The 14,191-nt window shown below is 66.2% G+C and carries 11 protein-coding genes; 4 read left to right on the forward strand and 7 right to left on the reverse strand.

Going from position 1 to position 14,191, the window contains the following annotated elements; all coding sequences use genetic code 11:
• Positions 1-43: 43 nt before the first annotated feature.
• Together H0S73_RS20185 and uvrB are read left to right on the forward strand one after the other, a co-directional pair.
• Positions 44-1,087: a DUF808 domain-containing protein gene (locus H0S73_RS20185; RefSeq protein WP_181053822.1), complete on the forward strand. Its 1,044-nt coding sequence runs from the start codon at positions 44-46 to the stop codon at positions 1,085-1,087.
• 47 nt (positions 1,088-1,134) lie between these two features.
• Positions 1,135-3,840: an excinuclease ABC subunit UvrB gene (gene uvrB, locus H0S73_RS20190; RefSeq protein ID WP_181053823.1), complete on the forward strand. Its 2,706-nt coding sequence runs from the start codon at positions 1,135-1,137 to the stop codon at positions 3,838-3,840.
• A 188-nt stretch (positions 3,841-4,028) separates the two neighbouring features.
• Here the strand turns inward: uvrB and H0S73_RS20195 are convergent, their stop codons facing one another.
• Positions 4,029-4,841 carry a nickel-binding protein gene (locus H0S73_RS20195; protein WP_181053824.1) on the reverse strand — a complete coding sequence of 271 codons (813 nt, stop codon included), beginning with the start codon at positions 4,839-4,841 and terminating at the stop codon, positions 4,029-4,031.
• Between the two features lie 214 nt (positions 4,842-5,055).
• Here H0S73_RS20195 and mgrA point away from each other — a divergent pair, with 214 nt between their 5' ends.
• Positions 5,056-6,099, forward strand: coding sequence for an L-glyceraldehyde 3-phosphate reductase (gene mgrA, locus H0S73_RS20200; RefSeq protein ID WP_181053825.1), 1,044 nt, complete (start codon positions 5,056-5,058; stop codon positions 6,097-6,099).
• A 114-nt stretch (positions 6,100-6,213) separates the two neighbouring features.
• The gene (locus H0S73_RS20205; RefSeq protein WP_181053826.1) at positions 6,214-6,618 is read left to right on the forward strand and encodes a PilZ domain-containing protein; all 405 of its coding nucleotides are present in this window, start codon (positions 6,214-6,216) and stop codon (positions 6,616-6,618) included.
• A gap of 4 nt (positions 6,619-6,622) precedes the next feature.
• On the opposite strand, the gene mutL is transcribed toward H0S73_RS20205, so the two are convergent.
• The 6 genes from mutL to lspA all read right to left on the reverse strand — a co-directional run bounded on the left by mutL (position 6,623) and on the right by lspA (position 14,153).
• Entirely contained in the window at positions 6,623-8,473 is a 1,851-nt protein-coding gene (gene mutL / locus H0S73_RS20210; RefSeq protein WP_181053827.1) for a DNA mismatch repair endonuclease MutL, read from the reverse strand.
• A 234-nt stretch (positions 8,474-8,707) separates the two neighbouring features.
• Positions 8,708-10,024, reverse strand: a complete 1,317-nt coding sequence (locus tag H0S73_RS20215; RefSeq protein ID WP_181053828.1) for a glucose-6-phosphate isomerase — start codon at positions 10,022-10,024, stop codon at positions 8,708-8,710.
• Positions 10,025-10,108: 84 nt separating this feature from the next.
• Complete coding sequence (locus tag H0S73_RS20220; protein ID WP_181053829.1) at positions 10,109-11,386, reverse strand: M16 family metallopeptidase; 1,278 nt, start codon at positions 11,384-11,386, stop codon at positions 10,109-10,111.
• 29 nt (positions 11,387-11,415) lie between these two features.
• The gene (locus tag H0S73_RS20225) at positions 11,416-12,747 is read right to left on the reverse strand and encodes a M16 family metallopeptidase (protein WP_181053830.1); all 1,332 of its coding nucleotides are present in this window, start codon (positions 12,745-12,747) and stop codon (positions 11,416-11,418) included.
• A 215-nt stretch (positions 12,748-12,962) separates the two neighbouring features.
• Positions 12,963-13,598, reverse strand: a complete 636-nt coding sequence (locus H0S73_RS20230; RefSeq protein WP_181053831.1) for a hypothetical protein — start codon at positions 13,596-13,598, stop codon at positions 12,963-12,965.
• An 87-nt stretch (positions 13,599-13,685) separates the two neighbouring features.
• Positions 13,686-14,153, reverse strand: coding sequence for a signal peptidase II (gene lspA, locus H0S73_RS20235; protein WP_343058460.1), 468 nt, complete (start codon positions 14,151-14,153; stop codon positions 13,686-13,688).
• Between the last annotated feature and the right edge of the window lie 38 nt (positions 14,154-14,191).

Raw genomic sequence — 14,191 nt, forward strand, 5'->3', positions numbered from 1 at the left:
ATCACGCCACCGCGCCGTTTGACCGATTTCGACAGGAGCCTTCATGAGCATCGGGCTGATCGCCTTGCTGGACGACATCGCGGCCATCGCCAAGGTCGCGGCGGCCTCGCTCGACGATGTGACCGCCCAGGCGGCCAAGGCCGGCGCGAAGGCGGCCGGCGTGGTGATCGACGACGCCGCCGTGACGCCGCGCTACGTGACGGGCTTCTCGGCCGCCAGGGAGCTGCCGATCGTCGGCAAGATCGCCCTCGGCTCTCTCAAGAACAAGCTGATCTACCTCCTGCCGGCCGCCCTCCTTCTCAGCTTCTTCGCCCCTTGGGCCATCACGCCGCTGCTCATGATCGGCGGCGCCTATCTCTGCTACGAGGGTTCGGAAAAGGTGTTCGGGGCGCTGTTTCCCCATGGGGCCCACGAGCATGAGCGGGCCACCCAGATCGAGGGGAACGTCGAGGACGAGAAGGTCAGCAGCGCCATCAAGACCGACTTCATCCTCTCGGCCGAGATCATGGCGATCACGCTGGCCAGCATCCCGGTGGGATCGACCTGGATGCAGGCCGCGGTGCTCGCCATCGTGGGAATCGGCATCACGGCCCTGGTCTATGGCGGCGTCGCCTTGATCGTGAAGGCGGACGACGTCGGCGTGGCGCTCGCCCGCGCTCCCCGGCCGGTCTCCAGCCTGCTGCGGCGCGCGCCCGAGAGCGCTCCCCTGCACACGGACCGCCTGCTGGCGCCGCTCACCAAGACCTTCGGCCGCGGCCTCGTGAAGGCCATGCCCGGCCTGCTCCAGACCCTCGCCATCGTGGGCACGGCCGCGATGGTCTGGGTCGGCGGCGGCATCATCATCCACGGCCTCGAAGGCTACGGCTTCGCCGGCCTCGGCCACGTCATCCACGAGATCGCCGCGGCGGCGGGACACGCGGTCCCGAGCATCAGTGGCGCGGTAGAATGGCTGGTCTCGGCCGCCGCCTCCGGCCTCGTCGGGCTCCTCATCGGCGCCATCCTGATCCCCCTCGTCCACTTCGTCGCTGTGCCGCTTCTGAGGTCCTTGCGCGGCGCGAACAGGAAGGCGGAGAAGCCCACCGTCTAACCAGCTATCCTCTTCCCTTCTCGGGTCGTTCGTACCATATTCGTTCTATGGCCAAATCACCCAAGAAGCCCAAGCTTTCCACCGGGAAGGCGTCCAAACCTGATCTGAAGCCCCTGGCCCCCCATTTGGCGGAACTCCTCAATCCGGCGGTCAACCGGGAGCGGGAGGCGGCCGAGGGTTTTGCCGAGCGGGTGCAGGAAACCTTCATCCATGGCGACATCACCGATGTCGATCCGGCACTCGCCAAGAAGCTTGGCCTGAAGGGCCCGGACGACGGGCCGGACGTCGCCGAGGAACTCGGCGACCTCGGCTCCGGCTCGGGCTTCTCCGCCACTGTCGATGCGCTGTCGCGGCTGCTGACGGAAGGCGATCCGCGCTTCAAGAACGGCAAGGCCTGGGTGCCGCACCGCCCCCCTCGCCCCGAGAAGTCAGAAGGCGGCATCCCGTTCAAGATTAAATCCGATTTCACGCCCTCCGGCGACCAGCCCAACGCCATCCGCGAGCTTGTGGACGGCGTGCGGCGTGCCGAGCGCGACCAGGTGCTGCTCGGCGTCACCGGCTCGGGCAAGACCTTCACCATGGCCAAGGTGATCGAGGAGACGCAGCGCCCTGCCCTCATCCTCGCGCCGAACAAGACGCTCGCCGCGCAGCTTTACGGCGAGTTCAAGTCGTTCTTCCCCGACAACGCGGTGGAGTACTTCGTCTCGTACTACGACTATTATCAGCCCGAGGCCTATGTGCCGCGCTCGGACACCTTCATCGAGAAGGAGAGCTCCATCAACGAGCAGATCGACCGCATGCGCCACTCGGCCACGCGCGCGCTGCTGGAGCGCGACGACGTGATCATCGTGGCGTCCGTGTCGTGCATCTACGGTATCGGCTCGGTCGAGACCTATACGGCCATGACCTTCTCCGTGAAAGTGGGCGAGCGCATCGAGCAGCGCCAGCTCATCGCCGACCTCGTGGCCCTGCAGTACAAGCGCATCCAGAGCGATTTCGCGCGCGGCACCTTTCGCGTGCGCGGCGATGTCATCGAACTCTTCCCGGCCCACTTGGAGGACCGTGCTTGGCGCATTGGCCTGTTCGGCGACGAGATCGAGAGCATCGTCGAGTTCGATCCGCTCACCGGCAAGAAGACCAACGACCTGCAATTCGTGAAGGTCTACGCGAACTCGCACTACGTGACGCCGCGCCCGACCCTGCAGCAGGCCGTGAAAGGCATTCAGGACGAGCTGCAGCACCGCCTGCAGGAACTCGCCCGCATGGGCCGCCTGCTCGAAGCGCAGCGGCTCGAGCAGCGCACGCAGTTCGACCTGGAGATGATCGAAGCCACCGGCGTGTGCAACGGCATCGAGAACTATTCGCGCTACCTCACAGGCCGCAAGCCCGGCGAGCCGCCGCCGACCCTGTTCGAGTACCTGCCCGACAACGCGCTCGTCTTCACCGACGAGAGCCACGTGACCGTGCCGCAGATCGGCGGCATGTATCGCGGCGACTTCCGCCGCAAGGCGACGCTCGCCGAATACGGCTTCCGCCTCCCCTCATGCCTCGACAACCGCCCGCTGCGCTTCGAGGAATGGGACGCCATGCGCCCGCAATCGATCCACGTGTCGGCGACGCCCGCCAAATGGGAGATGGAGCAGACCGGCGGCATCTTCGTCGAGCAGGTCATCCGCCCCACGGGTCTCGTCGATCCCATCGTGGAGATCAGGCCTGCGCGAAGCCAGGTCGACGATCTCGTGCATGAGGTCAAGGAACTCTCCGCTCAAGGGTATCGCACGCTCGTGACCACGCTCACCAAGCGTATGGCCGAGGACCTCACGGAATACATGCACGAGAACGGCATCCGCGTGCGCTACATGCATTCGGACATCGACACTCTGGAGCGCATCGAGATCATCCGCGACCTGCGGCTCGGCGCCTTCGACGTGCTCATCGGCATCAACCTCCTGCGTGAAGGCCTCGACATCCCCGAATGCGCGCTCGTGGCCATTCTCGATGCGGACAAGGAGGGCTTCCTGCGTTCCGAGACGTCGCTGGTGCAGACCATCGGCCGTGCAGCGCGTAACGTGGAAGGCAAGGCGATCCTCTACGCCGACAAGATCACCGGCTCCATGGAGCGCGCGATCGCGGAGACCAACCGCCGCCGCGAGAAGCAGCTCGCCTACAATGCCGAGCACGGCATCACGCCGCAGAGCGTGAAGAAGAACATCGCGGACATTCTCGAGAGCGTCTACGAGCGCGATCACGTGTCGGTCGATACGGGTCTCGCCGACAGGACCGTCGGCCACAACCTCAAGGCCGTCATCGCCGACATGGAGAAGCGCATGCGCGAAGCGGCCGCGAACCTGGAGTTCGAGGAGGCCGCGCGCCTGCGCGACGAGCTCAAGCGCCTGCAGGCGACGGAGCTCGCGATCAGCGACGACCCGATGGCGCGGCAAAGCGACGTGGAGAAGGAAGCGGGAAAGTATGGCGGCTCGCGCAAATACGGCCGCAGCGCCAACCTGCCGCCGAAGGGGCTTCCCCCGTCACCCGATGGGGCGAGCGAAGGCGACGAGGATTCCGAGTCTTACGGTCCCACCGGCAAGGGCCGCTCCGACGAGGGCACCCGCATCCGCAAGCCCGGCCTCGACGAGATGGGCCCGGGCACCGACCGCGAGGTCCCGCTGAACTACCGCGAACGCCCGGCCGCCCGCTCCACGCAAGGCTTCGCGGGGCAGAAGCCGAAATACAAGGGGCGCAAGGGACGGTAAGCGGCGCTTCCTTATCGGGTGCATGTGATCACCGCCCCGGACTCGATCCGGGGACCTCGGCGAAGACAAAAGCACCGGTGTCATTCCCGGCCGGAGCGCAGCGGAGGGGAAGGGAACCCACAAGCCTGCGCTTGAACGTGGATCCCCTTCCCTCGCTTCGCTCGCCGGGGATGACACCGTAGCGTCCCTCATCGCCAGTTCACCGCGAAAGCCTCCACGGGCTGCGTAAACCCCTTCACGACGCGGCTTCCCAGGTCCACGAAGGAGAAGCGCGGGGCGACCAGGGTGGTGATGATCTCCGACACCACGATGCTGTCGGGCTCGGCGCCCTGGCACAGGCGGGCGGCCTTCTGCACCGTCGCGCCGAACAGGTCGTTGTGGTCGGCCACGGGCTCACCCGCGTCGAGGCCGATGCGCACGCTCAGCTTTTCGCGGCTCGCCAGGTTGAAGGCCTCGAAAGCCTGCTGGATCGCCCGGGCGGCATCCACGGCGGCGGTCGCGTCGTCGAAGGCGGCCATGATCCCGTCTCCGGTGTGCTTGACCTCGCGCCCGCCTTTATCGCGCAGGGCGCGGCGCACCATGGCATCGTGCGCCCGCACCATCTCGACGGCGCGCGTATCGCCGAGGCGCGCCGTCATGGCGGTCGAGTCGACGATGTCGGTGAACATGATCGTGCGCAGGGCCGGATCGACTCTGCCCCCGGAGCAGCAGGCGTCCGGCTCAGGATCGGAAATTCGGCCGAGGAAGGCCTCGACGGCCGACAGATCGACCGCGATCACGTCGCGGGCGATTTCCCCATGCGCCTCGTCGTGCACCTGCATGGCGGTCTCGATGTCGGGCGCGTCGATGAGGCAGAACGCGGTGCCGCGGGTGTCGTCGAACCAGTAGGTCAGGAACCGGACCCCGTATCGCCCCTGGACCTCCAGGTCCTGCTGGTGCACCTGGGCGATGTCGGCGGCGGTCAGGCCCTTCAGCTCGTGCCGGTCCAGGAAGATGGGCATGGTGGATATCCCTCCGTGCCCCCGGCCTTAACTTACACGGTTCGGCCAAAACGGGCGATGCCCCTTTCGTTCTGTCCCTAAGGGGTAAGCGACGCGGCCGCCCGTCCGCCCGATCCGCACATTGTCGGACGGCCGCATCAACGAAAGCCGGATCCACTTTTGCGCGCGATGCGCTATGTAGACCCTCTGCCTCATGCCCCTGCTGGAGAGTTCGATGGCCTATCTGCCCGCCGAGACCCGCTATGACGAGATGCTCTACAACCGGTGCGGCCGCAGCGGGTTGCTCCTGCCGGCGATCTCGCTCGGGCTCTGGCACAATTTCGGCGAGGACAAGTCGGCCGCTACCGCACGGGAGATCTGCCGGACCGCCTTCGACCTCGGCATCACGCATTTCGATCTCGCCAACAATTACGGCCCCCCTCCCGGCTCGGCCGAAACCCTGTTCGGCGAGATCCTGCGCAACGATTTCCACGGCCTGCGCGACGAGCTGGTGATCTCCACCAAGGCGGGCTACCGCATGTGGCCCGGGCCCTATGGGGAATGGGGAAGCCGTAAATATGTGCTGTCGAGCCTCGACCAGAGCCTCAAGCGCATGGGGCTCGACTATGTCGACATTTTCTATTCCCATCGCTTCGACCCGAACACGCCGCTCGAGGAAACCATGCTGGCCCTCGATTCGGCCGTGCGGCAGGGCAAGGCGCTCTATGTGGGCCTCTCGTCCTACAACAGCCAACGCACCCGCGAGGCGCTGGCCATCCTGCGCGAGCTGAAGACGCCCTGCATCATCCATCAGCCGAGTTATTCCATGCTCAATCGCTGGATCGAGGAGGACGGGCTGCTCGACACCCTCGACGCGCTCGGCATGGGCTCCATCGTGTTCTCGCCGCTGGCGCAGGGCATGCTGACGACGAAATACCTCAACGGCATTCCGGACGAGAGCCGCGCGGCCCAGGGCAAGTCCCTGCGCACGAGCTTCCTCAACGAGGACAACATCGCCCGCATCCGCGGCCTCAACGGCATCGCCGAACGGCGCGGCCAGACCCTGGCCCAGATGGCCCTGGCCTGGGTCCTGCGCGGCGGGCGCGTCACCTCGGCGCTCATCGGCGCGAGCCGCCCCGAACAGGTCGTCGATTGCGTCGGCGCGCTCAAGAACCTCTCCTTCACGGCGGACGAGCTCGCCGAAATCGACCGCTATGCCGGCGAAGGCGACCTGAACATCTGGGCGGCCTCGGCGGAGCGGAAGGGACCCTCCCGGTAATCCACGGGAAGGTGTTAGCTTTTAGGCGTATACTCCTTCGGAGGGACTTGAGAAGTCGGTTAACAAGTGGTTAATGCCAAGCTTCTTCGACCACTTGCCCCAGGGTCATCTCCCATGGATTCCGTCACTGCCATCGACAATCGTCGGAAAGACAGGCGTTTTCCCACCCATCACCCGGCAAAGATCATGCTGGGTCCGGAGGCGATGATCTCGTGCCTGGTGAAGGACATCTCCACCGGCGGAGCCAGGATCGCGGTCAAGCGGCACATGGATCTGCCGGAAAGCTTCGAGCTGTATATCGCGGCCCATGACCTGCAGGTGCGCCGCGCGCGGGTGTGCTGGCGCAACGGCGATTTCGCCGGCGTCGCGTTCAGTGCCGAGGAGGCCGATCTCGCACCGGCCGCGGATGGCCCCGACGCGCTGCGGTTCGAGGTCTGCCTCGAACAGGCCGCCATGCCGCCTCATCTCGCATCCAAGCCGGCCCGCAAGAACCTCAAGCTCTATCGCACCACGGCCTGATCACTTAGCGCCGCCCGAACAGCCGCTCGATATCCGTCAGCTTCAATTCCACATAGGTCGGCCGGCCGTGATTGCACTGGCCGGAGAGCGGCGTCGCCTCCATCTCGCGCAGCAGCGCGTTCATCTCCTCGGGACGCATGCGCCGTCCGGCGCGGATGGAGCCGTGGCAGGACATGCGCGAGAGCACGGCATCCAGACGCTCCTCCAGCGGGCTCGAAGCCCCCTGCCCCCATTCCGCCAGCGCATCGGCCACGTCCTGCACCAGCGCCTTGATGCGCCCGCCCGCAAGCGCCGAGGGCACCTCGCGCACCAGCAGCGCACCGTGGCCGAAGGGCTCGACCACGAGCCCCAGGTTCTCGAGCGAAGAGGCCTCCGCCAGCACGCGATCCGCATCGACGGGGTCTAGGTCGACCACCTCGGGGATCAGCAGCAATTGCCGGGCGATGCCCGAGGCGGCCCGCTCGCGTTTCAGGCGCTCGTAGACGAGGCGCTCATGGGCCGCATGCTGGTCGACGATGACGATGCCGTCCTGCGTCTGCGCGACGATATAGGTGCCGTGCAGTTGCGCGCGGGCAGCACCCAGCGGCGCCTCATCTGTTTCCGGCTCGACCTCGTGCAGCGTCGCGCGGCTGTCGGCTGACGGACTTGCGAGATCGGGCAGGTTCGCCTGCCTCTCAGAGAGCCCCGAGGCGGGCGCATAGGATCGTTCCGGCTCGTCGAGCGGCGCCTGCCAATGGGCGAAGGCGCTGGTCGGGCGGATCGCATGGGTGCGGTGCGGATAGGCCGGACGCGGCGACAGACCTCCTTGCGGGCGCAGGCTTTCCAGCGTGCGCGCGCCGCCCGTCGACGAGGCCCGGAAGGCATAGCGGGTGATCGCCTCCTTCAGCGCGCCGACCACGAAACCGCGCACGAAGGCCGGATCGCGGAAGCGCACCTCGGTCTTGGCCGGATGCACGTTGACGTCCACCGCCCGGGGATCGAGATCGATCATGATGGCGAGCACCGGATGCCGGTCCGAGGCCATCACGTCGGCGTAAGCCCCACGCACGGCGCCGAGCAAAAGCTTGTCGCGCACGGGCCGCCCGTTGACCACGAAATGGATCGCCGTGCCGGTGCCGCGATGATAGGTCGGCAGGCTCGCGAAACCGGTGAGCCGCACGCCCTCGCGCTCGACGCCGATGGACATGGCGTTCTCGTGGAACTCCGATCCCAGCACCCGCGACAGACGACGCAGGAAACCGTGCTCGCCTGGCTCCTCCGGCGGATAGGTGAAGGCGGTGATGTGCTCGCCCGAAAGCGTGAACCGGATCGTCGGATGCGCGATGGCCAAACGCTTGACGATCTCGGCGACGGCCTGCGCTTCGGAGCGGTCGCTCTTCAGGAACTTCAGGCGCGCGGGCGTGGCGGCGAACAGGTCCGTCACCTCGACGCGGGTGCCCTTCGGTGCAGGCGCGGGTCGCACCGGCCCCTTCACGCCCGCCTCGACCACGAGCGACGAGCCTGTCTCGGCCTCTGCCGTACGGGTGACGATGGAGAGGCGCGCGACCGCCCCGATGGACGGCAGGGCCTCGCCGCGAAAGCCGAGGGTGTTGATCGAGAACAGATCGCCGTCCGGCAGCTTGGAGGTGGCGTGACGCTCGACCGCCAGTTCCAGGTCCTCCGGCGTCATGCCCCGTCCGTCGTCGACGATGCGGATCAGGCGCCGCCCACCGGCCTCGACGGCGATCTCGATGGAGGTCGCACCCGCGTCGACGGCGTTCTCGACCAGTTCCTTGACCGCCGCCGCCGGACGCTCGACGACCTCGCCCGCGGCGATGCGGTCGACGAGGATGGGATCGAGGCGGCGGACATGCATGCGAAGAGCCGGACGTTCGGATTCGAGACAAAGAACATAGGGGCTGACGGCGACGGAAACCAGAACGCGCGGCGTTATTCCCCAGGCTCCGTTTGGGTGATGTGACGGATGAAGCGCTCGCCTGTATCATCACCGGCCTTGTGCCGGTGATCTCGATCACTTGAAGCATCGAGCCTCACCGTATCGAGATGGCCGGGACAAGCCCGGCCATGACGTGTAAGGATTATCCGCCCCTCACCCCTGCGCGAGATATTCCTTCGCCAGGATCTTCGCCTCTTCCACGGCGGGCTGGTCGAACGGGTCGACGCCCATGGCGTAGCCAGCCAGGATCGTCTCCAGCATGAAGTGCATGAGAAGCTCGCCCAGGGCGCGCTCGTCCAGGGTCTCGACGTGGATCTGGCGGGTCGGGCGGCTGTTCTTGGCGAAGGTATCCGCCATGGCGCGACCCTGGGCGGCCACGAGGTCGCCGATGGTCTTGCCCGCGAAGGCCGCCTGGCCGGCGCGCTTGGCCAGCGCCTCGTTCATCACCGGGCCCTTGCCGGCGACGCCGGTGGTCAGCACGGTGAAGAGCTTGTCGTTGGGGCCCGCGAGATAAAGCTGCTGCTGGCTGTGCTGGTCCACGGGACCGATGGCCGCGACGGGCTGCGTGCCCTTGCCGTCCTTGCCCACGCTCTCGGCCCAGAGCTGAACCCACCAGCGGGTGAAGCGCTCCAGCCGGTCCGCATAGGCCATGGTGACCGCGATGCCCTTGCCGGCTTTCGCCGCCGCGACGTTCAGGGCGGCTCCCAGGGCGGCGGGTGCATCCTTGGCGGCCGCGCCGTTGCGGAAGGGCTCATAGGCATCGGCAGCGCCGCGGCGGATGGCCTCGATGTCGAGGCCGAGCGCAGCGGCGGGCAGAAGGCCCACATTGGTCAGGACCGAGTATCGCCCGCCGATGCCGGGGTGATGATCGAGGAAGCGCACGCCTTCGGGCTCCAGGAGATCGCGCAGGGCGTTCTTGACCCCGTCCTTGCGGGGCTCGGACACGCCGAGGAACACATCCTTGGGATGTGCGCGCAGGCCGGCCTTCTCCAGGGCCGTGAGCACCGCGATGGTCTGCATCAGCGTCTCGCCCGTGCCGCCCGATTTCGAGATCGCCACGAACTTGGTCGAGGAGAGCGGCAGCTTGTGCAGGACACGGTCGAAGGTGATGGGATCGAGATTGTCGAGGAAGTGGATGCGCGGGCTCTCGGTAAACCGGCCGGTGCCGGGCACCGCGTAATCCTTCAATTGCGCCAGGGTCTGGCCGCCGAGGCTCGATCCGCCGACGCCGAGAACGACCACGTCGGTGGCATCGTCGCGCAGGAACGCCGCCGCTTCGCGAATGCTCGCCAGATCGTCCGTGGTGCGCGGCATGTGGAGCAGCGGCAACCGGCCCGAAGCATCGTCCTCGGCCAGCCGCTTCATGGCCTCTCCGACGAGCCCCAGCGCGTCGTCGAGCGCCGCCTGCGCGAGACCGCCTCCCCCGATATTGGCGTCAAGGGCAAGATCGATCGATTGCTGCAGGGCCATAAGCGTACTCCGACTCGTTCAGGCAGGAGCGGAAGATTAGGGCAGAGACGGCCCTGAGGCTAGGGCTGTCTCTGCTCTGGAAGCCTACACCCCGGTCGGTCGGCCTGCGATCACCGTGAACATCCGGCCGTCGCCGAAGATGCGTTCGGCGGCCGCGCGGATGTCGGATTGCGTCACGGCTCCGACAAGGCCGTTGCGGCGGGCGATGTAGTCGATGCCGAGTCCCTCGAAGGCGATCTGCGCCAGAGTGTGGGCGATCTTGGTCGAGGTGTCGAAGCCGAGGGCATAGGAGCCGATGAGGTAGTCCTTGGCCTTCTGCAGTTCCTCGTCGGACGGGCCCTCGCTCGTCAGCTTCGCCATCTCGTCGGCGATGACGTCGAGCGCCTCGACCACGCGCTCGTTCTTGGTCGCGGTGTAGCCCCAGGTCATGCTCGCCGAGCGGTAGCTCACGAGCGACGTGCCGACGCTGTAGGCGAGACCGCGCTTCTCGCGCACCTCCTGGAACAGGCGCGACGTGAAGGCGCCGCCGCCCAGGATATGATTGAGAACGTAAGCCGGAATGAAGCCCGGGTCGCGCCAGGTGATGCCGTTCATGCCGAAACGGATCACGGATTGCGGAACGTCGAGATCGACCACGATGCGCGATCCCAGCTTCTGCAGCGAAGCGGGTTCGATGATGCCGAGCGGCTTTGCCTCAGGCAGGGAGCCGAACACCTTGTCGAGCAGAACCGAAAGATTGTCGCCGCCGATCGCGCCGACGACCGCGACCTTCACGCGTCCGCGCGCGATGATCGACCGGTGCATGGCGATGAGATCGTCCCGCGTGATCGCCGCCACGCTCTCGGGTGTGCCGGAGGTCGGGCGACCATAGGGATGGCCAGCGAAGCCCTCCTCGAAGAAACGGCGGGTCGCCATGACGCCGGGATCGTTCTGCTGGTACTTGAGGCCCGCGATGGTCTGGGCCCGCACGCGCTCGATGGCATCCTGGTCGAAGCGCGGCTCGGCGAGCGCGAGGCGCAAGAGCTCGAAGGCCTCGTCCGCATGCTTCACCAGCGTCTTGAGCGAGCCGCCGAGCGCATCGTTGCCCGCGTTGAAGGACAGCTCGATGGCGTGCGCCGCGAGTCGCTCCTGGAACGCATCGGAATCGTATTCGCCCGCGCCTTCGTCGAGCAGGCGAGCCAGCATCTGCGCCACGCCGGGCTTGTCCGCGGGATCGTGCGCCGAGCCGCCTTCGAAGATGAAGGAAACGGCGATCAGCGGCACGACGTCGGATTCGACGTGCCAAGCCTCGACGCCCTTGGCGGAGGTCAGAGCCTTCACCGTGGTCGGCGACGAGGACATGGTTTCGACAGAAGCTGTCATGATTACCTCGATTCTTGCGCAGGCGGACTTCAGGAGGCCGACTTCTGCAGATAGCCCGTGACGGAACGGCGGGGGATGAGATAACGCTCGGCCGCGGAGGCGAGATCGTCCTTCATGACGGCCTCGATCTCGACCGGCCAGCGGCGCACTTCCTCGATGGTCTCGCCGATGGCGAGCGCCGAGCCGTAGATGCGGGCGAGGGAGGATTGGCTGTCCGTGGAATAGATCGTCTCGGCCACGAGACGCGTCTTGGCGCGCTCGATGGAATCCGCATCCAAGGCCTCGCCGGGGATCGTCTTGAGCACCTGGTCGACAGCTTCTTCCAGCGCCTGCAGCGACACGCCTTCGGCCGGAACGGCATAGACGCAGAAGCGCGTGTCCTCCATGGCGGAAGACATGTACCAGGCGCCCGCATTCACCGCGATCCCGCGCTCCATCACGAGCTTGCGGTAGAGATACGAGGTCGGACCGCCGCCGATCACTTCGGCGAGCAGTTCGAGCGAATAGCAATCGCGCTGCGAAGCCGTGCGGCAGGACGGCACGAGATAGAGCCGCTGCAGGGTCGGCTGCTCGACCTTCGGATCGGCCACGGTGATGTGACGCGCCGCCACGGGCTCGGGCTCGCGAGGACGCAGGCGCACCGGGCGCTTGCCCTGCGGCGTGATCCGCCCGTAGGTGGCATCGGCCAGGCGACGTACCTCGTCCTCGCTCACGTCGCCGGCAACGACAAGGATGCCGTTCTCGGGCGTGTAGAAGCGACGATAATAATCGAGCGCGTGATCGCGATCGAGCGTCTCGATCTCGTGCATCCAGCCGATGATCGGAATGCCATAGGGATGATGCACGAAGAGCGAAGCCGCCATCGCTTCCGAGAGCTGTGCCGAGGGATCGGTCTCGACGCGCATGCGGCGCTCTTCCAGGACCACGTCGCGCTCGGGACCGATGACGGATTCCTCCAGGAGGAGGTTCGTCATGCGATCCGCCTCGAATTCCATCATGGTCTTGAGGTTCTCGCGGGCGACGCGTTGGAAATAGGCCGTGTAGTCGAACGACGTGAACGCATTCTCCTGGCCCCCGAGGCCCGAGACCACTTTCGAGAACTCACCGGCCGGATGCCTCTCCGTGCCTTTGAACATCAGGTGTTCGAGGAAGTGCGCGATGCCCGATTGTCCGAGCGGATCGTCGGCCGAACCGTTGCGGTACCAGATCATGTGCGTGACGACGGGAACGCGGCGATCCGGAATGACCACGACATCGAGACCGTTGTCGAGCGTGAAGGAAGACAGGTCAGGACCGCTGCCTTCCATCCGCCCGAAGGAGGCGGCATCGGCGCGAAGAAGTGGCTTAGAGGCAGTGTCCATAATGTTCCAACCTTGGCGACATCAAATCGTTTCGCAGGGTGTTTCCTAGGGGATAGTCGAATTAGGAGGCTATGCAAGCGAAGCCGCAAATCTTTCCTGTGCGGCATTGTTTGCCCGATGTCGTCGGACGAAGGCTTGGCTTTTCACGGCCCCATAACGTTTTCAGGCGAAGCGGGTGAACCCGTTCGCCTGAAGAAAGTGGGGAAAGACAAAGCTTACTGCCTGCTCTGCCGCTGGCGGAGATAGGCCGATGGGCTGTCGGGATCGCCCGACACGATGGGGTCCGCGGAGGCCTTGATCTTGCCGCCGCCCTGGGCCCTGAGCAGGTCGCCCGGAGGATCGCTGAGATAGCGGCGGTCGATGCCGTTGCCCTGCAGCTCCGGCTTCTCGTCCTTGGTGAAGGCCCGCAGCTCGTCGGGGGTCATGCGGCTGATGTCGGCCTGGCGGCCGACCGGCCCCTGCTGGACGGTCGAGGCATTGGGATTGCGGCCGGCGCGCATCTCTTCGATCGAGAGGCGCTTGCCTTCCGTGTTCTTGTAGTAGTCGGAGCTGGTATAGGGCGTACGGGCCTCGGCCGCGGCCTTGCGGCGGGCCGCCACGTCCGGATCCTTGGGCCAGTTGCCGTTGCGCGCCTCGGCGCCGCCGCCCGGGGCCGGGGCCGGCAGGTCCATCTTGGGCGGCAACACGAGCGGAGCGCGCTCGTTATACACGATGGGCGCCTTCTCCTTGGGAATGATGCCGATGGCGCCGAGGATGCTCTTCATCGCCTCGCCTTCTTCGGCCGACGCGCCGGTGGCGGCGATCAGCAGCGCCAAGGCCCCCGCACGGCCGATGACTTTCATTCCCTTCATGGCACCCACCATTCGTTTCTCATTGTGGCCGGAAGGCCTGATCGCTCATTCTGGCGAACATATGGCAGCGGGCGCGATAAAATATCATTATTTCGCCCGCCGCCCCTCCAGGACGAAGGAGTCATAAAGCAAACCGACCACCCCCGCAACGATGGCCGCGTCGGCCACGTTGAACACGTACCAGGACCACGACCCGAAGTGGATCTGGATGAAATCGAACACGGCCCCGAACCAGAGACGGTCGATGACATTCCCGACCGCCCCGCCCACGATCAGGCCGAGGGAGGCCGCCAGGAGCTTGGCATTGGTCCGGCGGATCCAGAAGGACAGGCCGATGGCGGCCAGGATGGAGATGACGATCAGCCCCCAGCGGCCAAGGTCGGTGCTCTGCTGGAACAGGCCGTAGGAGATGCCCCGGTTCCAGACCACGATCAGGTTCACGAAGGAGGTCAGCTCGACCGGCTCCTTCACTGGAAGATCGTAGACATAGAACGTGTAGAGCTTCGTCGCCTGGTCGAGGACGAACGTGATCAGCGCGATCGAGAAGCCGAGGATCGCCGCGACGGACAATCCCCTTTGGACTGCCGCCCGGC

Origin of the sequence: Microvirga mediterraneensis, from assembly GCF_013520865.1 — a bacterium.
Lineage (GTDB): Bacteria > Pseudomonadota > Alphaproteobacteria > Rhizobiales > Beijerinckiaceae > Microvirga > Microvirga mediterraneensis.

What these genes read in the sequence shown, in the direction of transcription:
- H0S73_RS20185 (WP_181053822.1), top strand. Translation starts at nt 44, where the DNA reads ATGAGCATCGGGCTGATCGCCTTGCTGGACGACATCGCGGCCATCGCC.
- mutL (WP_181053827.1), bottom strand. Translation starts at nt 8,473, where the DNA reads ATGCATGTCCGCCGCCTCGATCCCATCCTCGTCGACCGCATCGCCGCG.
- H0S73_RS20215 (WP_181053828.1), bottom strand. Translation starts at nt 10,024, where the DNA reads ATGGCCCTGCAGCAATCGATCGATCTTGCCCTTGACGCCAATATCGGG.
- uvrB (WP_181053823.1), top strand. Translation starts at nt 1,135, where the DNA reads ATGGCCAAATCACCCAAGAAGCCCAAGCTTTCCACCGGGAAGGCGTCC.
- mgrA (WP_181053825.1), top strand. Translation starts at nt 5,056, where the DNA reads ATGGCCTATCTGCCCGCCGAGACCCGCTATGACGAGATGCTCTACAAC.
- H0S73_RS20230 (WP_181053831.1), bottom strand. Translation starts at nt 13,598, where the DNA reads ATGAAGGGAATGAAAGTCATCGGCCGTGCGGGGGCCTTGGCGCTGCTG.
- H0S73_RS20195 (WP_181053824.1), bottom strand. Translation starts at nt 4,841, where the DNA reads ATGCCCATCTTCCTGGACCGGCACGAGCTGAAGGGCCTGACCGCCGCC.
- H0S73_RS20225 (WP_181053830.1), bottom strand. Translation starts at nt 12,747, where the DNA reads ATGGACACTGCCTCTAAGCCACTTCTTCGCGCCGATGCCGCCTCCTTC.
- H0S73_RS20220 (WP_181053829.1), bottom strand. Translation starts at nt 11,386, where the DNA reads ATGACAGCTTCTGTCGAAACCATGTCCTCGTCGCCGACCACGGTGAAG.
- H0S73_RS20205 (WP_181053826.1), top strand. Translation starts at nt 6,214, where the DNA reads ATGGATTCCGTCACTGCCATCGACAATCGTCGGAAAGACAGGCGTTTT.